This window comes from Leptospira perolatii (assembly GCF_002811875.1).
In the GTDB taxonomy this organism is placed as follows: domain Bacteria; phylum Spirochaetota; class Leptospiria; order Leptospirales; family Leptospiraceae; genus Leptospira_B; species Leptospira_B perolatii.
Genome location: NZ_NPDZ01000030.1, coordinates 1 through 6,557 on the forward strand (window position 1 = coordinate 1; position 6,557 = coordinate 6,557).

Below are 6,557 nucleotides of genomic sequence, written 5' to 3' on the forward strand. Positions count from 1 at the left end.
TTGTCCTCCTTTGCGTTTGTTTAGTGTTACCTATGTTCCCGGTCTATTCTGTTACCCATGTCTCCGGTTCATACCGAGGGCGGGGAGATTCCGCGTCAAATTTTCCAGAATCGAAATTCCGGATCAGAGAGAGTTCTAAGAAAAGTCTAAACCCCAGTCGGATCCCAGCAGGTTCTAAAATTCTCGTTCCAAGATTCCATAAGACGCATGTCTTCCGGTTGGAGAGAGAAATCAAAAACTTCAGAGTTCTCTTTGATCCTTTCCTCGCGAACCGATTTTGGAATCACGACCAAGTCCTTATCGACGCACCACCGAATCAGAATCTGAGCGGGAGTTTTTCCGTACTTTTTAGAAAGAGAGGCAAGCTTTGGTTCATCGATTTTTTTGCCATGAGCCAAAGGACTGTAGGCTTCGAGTTGGATTTTATTGGTTTTGCATAACTCTAAAAGTTCTGTCTGGTTTAAGAAAGGATGATATTCCACCTGATTGACTGCCGGAATAACGTTTGCGTATGAGAACAGTTCCTTGAGGTGATCTGTCGTATAGTTACTTACTCCAATCGATCTAGCTAAACCATCTTCGTAAGCCTTCTCCAATTCTTTCCAAGCTTGTTTCATTGTTTTACGTACGGGAAAATGTATCAGATAAAGATCGATCTTATCCAGATCCATTCTTTTCAACGAAGCTTCTAGGCTGGCCCTCGCATCGTTCTGATCACCATTCCAGAGTTTGGTGGTAATAAAAATCGATTCTCTCGGAATTCCGCTCTCTTTGATTGCTGTTCCTACGTCCTCTTCGTTCCCGTAGATTTTGGCAGTATCGATATGTCTGTAACCGACATTCAAAGCGCTTTTTACTGCGTTTTTGCACTCCTTTCCAGACTGAGTTTTCCAAACTCCTAATCCTAGGATTGGCATTTGAATTCCGTTATTTAATGTGACAGATTGGTTAATAGATTGAGTGGTCATAGTAATCGTGTACATTCAAATCATTATTTGCTTAAAAAGAAAATCAGATTTTACTTACAAATCATCGTTAGACTCCGGTCAGGATTTGGCTTGCAATAAAATAGTTTCTATTTCTAATCTTCGCCTATGCAAATTAACACAGCTCTTTCCGATCTCTTGCTTGCGGTCGTAGCTCTTTTTGCCGCATATCGACTTCATATGTCTGCCAAAGGGAACATTAATAAGTTAAGCGGCGCATGGGGTTTGTACTCAATTGCACTAGGAGCCGCTTTCGGAAGTCTTTTCTTTTTTGGATTTTCAGTCATCGAGCCGGTCTATAGACCGATTGCTAGATTTGCGGCAGAAGTAGGAGTTCCTTGGTTAGGACTAGGATTTTTGGGCGCGTGTCTTGTTAAGATCAATCATCGAACTTGGGCTACTGTTTCGGGTGTCCTGATCGTATTATTTATTTTGGATGTAATGTATCGCCTAGGAAACTATTCTCTGATTATCGGAGCACTTTCCTTTATTATAGTTATTGTAAGTTGCATTCGAAAATATGGAGGCCAGAATAAGATCGCTTCTCTCTACGGGATTCTGGGCGCTCTGCTATTTATTTTTGCAGGTCTTTTTATTGGAACACAAGGTGAGGCAGGAGGAATTCCTAGAATTGATTTGTACCATTTTGCACTTTCCGGTGCTAGTTATTGTCTTGGATTTTCGCTCAAGCGACTCGGGTAAAAGTTTCCAAGGAAAAATTTGAAGTAGGGTTTGATATCGAGAACTTTTAAGCTGGGATTTGTTCCGAAACCTGAGTAACCCAAGAAGAGTAATAGTTCGATAGGGTTCTTAGGAACATTAGATCCATTTCGTTTTCCGGCTTCATTGAGCGGAGAGCATTCGCAAATTGGGTCCTGAATTCAGTGAGTGGAGCAGCTTCGGAAATATAAAGGCGCATCGGTTCAGATTGTTCCGGTCCGAAGCCGTATTCCTTGGCCCATTTTTCGATCAGGTTTCCGCAATTATATTTTCTAGATAGCAGAATCTGGGCCAGAATATTTCGGAACATGTTTTCGATCGAAACGATCGTGATCTCTTTGTGCGCGATAGATACATCTATAATGATTTCGTCCTTTCGATCGATGACCGCTTTCGATGTTCCCATCTTATTGAAGACTTTGGACAAATCGTTATAGGCTCTAAAATGTTTTAGAATGAGCTCCCTATCTTTTACATCCACACTTCTTTGTTCTTCCGGATGACTCATCTCCTGAAGTATGGATTCGATCACTTGGAGCATAATATCAAAGGTGAACTGAGTCGATTTTCCTAGAAGATATCGAATTTCGTTTTGGTAAGAAGAGTGAACGTTTGTAAAATAGATTTCAAGTTTATCCGGAGGGATGATAGAAGAGGTCTTAAAAAGGGAGATCATACCTTTTACGAAGGTAGCGCGATCTAAAATCGGAAATTGTTCCGGGTGATTGGAATGAGTTCTGATAAAGGTTTCCTTTACTACCTTTATAGAACCTTGTCGTACTTCATCCGTTCGAAATAAAACTCTGTATAAAAGAAGGGAAATTTCCCTAGATGTCTTCTTTTCTTTTAATGTCTTTAGATCAGATGGTTCAAGTAGCGTGCTGCTTCCCGTGTGCTTGCTTTGTACTTCTCCCATACTGCCGTTTCGTTTTTTTCCCGAACGATTGGTAGGTCTATACTGGAAGTAAAAACCTAATTGTAAAGCAGATTTGCCAACTGACTTAGAAATCCATTGATTTTTCAACTCAAAGCAAAAATATCAGCGGAACATATGCATAGAATTATTGGAACGGACAACCAAGTCGGATACGGCGTTTGGGATACTCCGATTGAATTCAATTATAAGGATTTTAAACTTCTAAATTTTTTCGGCAGAGAAGTAAAAGGACTTAGGAAGAAGTTTGCATTTCACACTTTTAACTACTTAGGCTTTTTGATGGAAGACTGTCTTGTCGGAATTGCAGCGGTTAGCCTGGGCTACGCTTACAACGTATTTGCGTATCTTTATAAATACGATGAGGGAAAATTATTTGAATTCGATACAAAAGGACCAGATTTCGGGGTCGCGCTAAAATTTCCAGCCAACCCGGACGAATATCAGATAGACTTTCAGAAAGGTTCTTCGTTTTTACGAATCCATAAATCTCACTCCGAAGGTCTTTTACAGATCGATGCAAAATTTAAGGGAAAGCTGGAGATATCTGGTGAATTTCCCTATTCTCTGTCCACACATCATCCACTCAGAGTACTGAATCCCTCCGAACCAACTCGATGGACTTTTACCGAAAAGTGTTCACCTCTGGTCCCGAATCGATTATCAGTGATTTATCAGGGAAAGCAATTGGTCAATCGATTGGACAAGGTAAGTCTAGTATATGATTGGTCGGGCGGTTACTTAAGGAGAGAGACAAACTGGTATTGGGCTGCATTCTCAGCTATTTTACCGAATGATACGAAAATTGGAGCTAATTTTGCTGCTCTGGTGAACGAAAGTTTCTTTTCCGAAAACGCATTTTGGATCAACGGAAAGCGGCAGCGAGTAGATCGCTGTATATTCGATTTTTCGCAAGCAGATCCGTACAGACCATGGAGACTTTGGGACGAGGAGGGGAGACTTCGCTTGGAATTTAAGCCCGAGGGAGAGCGATCTCAAAAGGTGAACCTGCTTTTTACTAAACTTTACTTTCGTCAGTTTGTTGGAAAATTCTCCGGAGCATTTCGGCCAAATGGCGGTAAAGAAATTCCTTTTCAGGATGTCTGGGGTTTTACCGAATTCCACCGGTCTCTTTGGTAAAAAAGAATTAGCTAAACCTAATTTGAATTGGATCACTTTGGATAAAGATCTCAGGAAGTCGCTTTTATAGAATGGGTCAGGACAAAAATCGAAGTATCACATTAGATTCATTTAGAGGGTTAACTGTTGCAGGGATGATTCTGGTGAATAATCCTGGAACTTGGTCCGCGATTTATTCTCCTCTAAAACATGCTCCCTGGAATGGTTGCACTCCTACAGATTTGGTCTTCCCTTTCTTTCTATTTTCTGTAGGAGCTTCTATCCCGTTTTCGGACAGGAGCAAACTTGAAGAAAGTCATACATCAAGAATTTGGAAAGTACTGAAAAGGTCCCTGGTTCTTATTTTCCTAGGCTTGGTTTTGCACTGGTTCGGAGACTGGTCTTTGGAACAGCTCAGAATTCCAGGTGTGCTCCAAAGAATCGGAGTGGTTTATTTTTTCTCCGCTATTTTATTTTTTCCTGAACATCCTCGCTTGAGAGGTGTCTTGGCCGCAGTCATCCTAGTTTTATACTGGATTCTTCTTACTAAAATTCCTCCTCCCGGTATAGAAGCTCCGAGTCTAGAGCCTTCCGAAAATTGGGGTGCCTGGCTGGACCGATTCGTTTTCGGAGAAAATCATCTATGGAAGTCGTCCAAAACTTGGGATCCCGAAGGCTTGTTGAGTACGATATCTGCGGTCGCAAGTTCTTTGATTGGGACTTTTTTCGGAGAAAGTCTGAAGAAGTATCTTTCATCGGATCGCTCCAAAAGCTTGCAGATAAGCTATTTGATGCGGTCTTTGTTTGCTTCTTTCGTTTTGTGCGGACTCGGAAAGATCTGGGATTTGCAATTTCCTATCAATAAAAGCTTATGGACGAGCAGCTATGTTTTATGGACCTGCGGTCTCGCTGGAATCTCATTTAGTATATTATTCATTCTTGAAATTCTTTCTGATTTTTCCAAAAGGATGATTTCGGAGATTTTCATTCCGTTCGGTAGAAATGCAATTCTCGTGTTTTTCGGTTCGGGCTTGCTTGCGCGTTCTTTGAACATAATAGAGGTCAGCAATTTGAAAGGAGGAAAGATTTCTCTCAAAAACTGGATTTTTGCGCAAGGTTTTCAGTCTTGGACTGGCAATTTGGAACTTGCTTCTTTTTTGTATGCTTTCGTAAATGTTCTGCTTTGGTTTGGTTTATTGTATCTTTTGGATAAAAAGAAATGGTACTGGAAGATCTGAACTTTTCGAGCCGAACAAAATCCGACCCGAAAAGTACGGAATGCTTTCTTGCTATTGCTGCAAGAAAGCATTTTGAAAACCTATTTTAGTCTTTCGATGATTGTAGCTACTCCCATTCCGCCTCCGATGCAGAGTGTGATAAGGGCATATTTTTTATTTCTTCTTTCTAACTCATCTAAAGCGGTTCCTAAAAGAATTGCACCGGTTGCTCCTAAAGGATGTCCTAATGCAATCGATCCACCGTTCACATTGATTTTTTCCGAAGGTATTTTGAGGCTTTTTTGAACATAGAGCACGACCGATGCAAATGCTTCGTTGATTTCCCAAAGATCAATATCATCCGGCTTTAAACCAGCTAAGTGAAGCGCTTTCAGTGAAGCCGAGACTGGTCCAGTTAGCATGATGGTAGGTTCTTCTCCAGTGGATGCTGTAGAGACAATTCTGGCTCTCGGTTTCAGTCCGTACTTCTTGAGACCTTCTTCATTGGCCAATAGTACGGAAGCTGCTCCATCTACAATACCCGAGGAGTTTCCAAGCGTATGAATATGATTAATTTTTTGCACTTCAGGGTAGGTCCTTTGTGCAATTGCATCTAATTCCTTTTCTCCTATGGTCTTGAACACAGGTGCAAGTCCGGACAGAAAAGCGTAATCAGATTCTATTCTAGGATTTTCATCGATTTCGACTACGGTTCCGTCTTCTAACTTAACTGGAATAATAGATTTTTTGAATGCTCCTTCTTTGATCGCTTTGTCTGCTTTTATTTGAGAAGATTCAGCAAATCGATCCGCTTCTTCTCTAGAAATATTGTACTTTGTTGCAATCAGGTCCGCGGAGATTCCCTGAGGAACAAGATTATAATGTTTTTCGATATTCGGATTTCCGATATTAAAATCTCTCCCATTCAAATCCGCTCCCATTTTTACCCTGCTCATGGATTCGATCCCTCCGCCGACGGCGATCTCCATACTTCTGGATTGAAGATGATTTGCTGCGTTATTGACTGCTTGTAAGCCGGAACCACAGAATCTGTTTACTGTGTATCCTGGAACTGAGTTTGGCCACTGAGCCGCCATAACCGCATAACGCGCTATACACGCTGCCTGATCGTCTACTTGGGAAACGCATCCCATAACAACTTCTTCGACTGCTTGCGGATTAATTCCATTACGTTCTTGTAATGCTTTCAGGGTAACTCCGGCTAATTCCTGGGGATGGACAGAGGCAAGAACTCCTCTTTTTTTCCCTTTTCCTCTAGGGGTTCTGACTGCATCGATTACATAAGCGTTGGACATACGAGTCTCCTTTACTAGGCGATTGCCTTTTTTGAACGTTCGTTTAGGAACGAAATCTATCGCTGGTTCCAATTTTCCGAAAACGAGCGGAAAGCAAGCCGTTTCTGGAACCTTTCAATCTTAACAGTGTAAACCTTTTTTGTAGGAGCTCCTACTGAATTTTGAGAATTATAGTTTGGTTGCCAAATAGGTTGGCTTGTGATAGTAGGCGAAGTTGGGGGTCGGGTTTGTACCACCCCCGCCCCCCACCCAAAACAGGGCGGGG

The 6,557-nt window shown here is 41.6% G+C and carries 6 protein-coding genes; 3 read left to right on the top strand and 3 right to left on the bottom strand.

What is annotated here, in order from left to right:
• Positions 1-146: 146 nt before the first annotated feature.
• Entirely contained in the window at positions 147-968 is an 822-nt protein-coding gene (locus CH373_RS18390) for an aldo/keto reductase (RefSeq protein WP_100715566.1), read from the bottom strand.
• A 126-nt stretch (positions 969-1,094) separates the two neighbouring features.
• Between CH373_RS18390 and CH373_RS18395 the strand changes: the two genes are divergently transcribed.
• A complete protein-coding gene (locus CH373_RS18395) occupies positions 1,095-1,688 on the top strand; it encodes a DUF6962 family protein (protein ID WP_100715567.1) in 594 nt (197 codons plus the stop codon).
• Between the two features lie 46 nt (positions 1,689-1,734).
• Here the strand turns inward: CH373_RS18395 and CH373_RS18400 are convergent, their stop codons facing one another.
• The gene (locus CH373_RS18400; RefSeq protein ID WP_100715568.1) at positions 1,735-2,622 is read right to left on the bottom strand and encodes an LIC_13029 family protein; all 888 of its coding nucleotides are present in this window, start codon (positions 2,620-2,622) and stop codon (positions 1,735-1,737) included.
• 135 nt (positions 2,623-2,757) lie between these two features.
• On the opposite strand from CH373_RS18400, the gene CH373_RS18405 reads away from it, so the two are divergent.
• Positions 2,758-3,780: a DUF2804 domain-containing protein gene (locus CH373_RS18405; RefSeq protein ID WP_100715569.1), complete on the top strand. Its 1,023-nt coding sequence runs from the start codon at positions 2,758-2,760 to the stop codon at positions 3,778-3,780.
• Positions 3,781-3,851: 71 nt separating this feature from the next.
• Positions 3,852-4,997 (top strand): acyltransferase family protein, encoded by a 1,146-nt coding sequence (locus tag CH373_RS18410; protein WP_100715570.1) that lies wholly within the window; start codon positions 3,852-3,854, stop codon positions 4,995-4,997.
• Positions 4,998-5,077: 80 nt separating this feature from the next.
• Here the strand turns inward: CH373_RS18410 and CH373_RS18415 are convergent, their stop codons facing one another.
• Complete coding sequence (locus CH373_RS18415; protein WP_100715571.1) at positions 5,078-6,292, bottom strand: acetyl-CoA C-acetyltransferase; 1,215 nt, start codon at positions 6,290-6,292, stop codon at positions 5,078-5,080.
• Positions 6,293-6,557 lie beyond the last annotated feature (265 nt).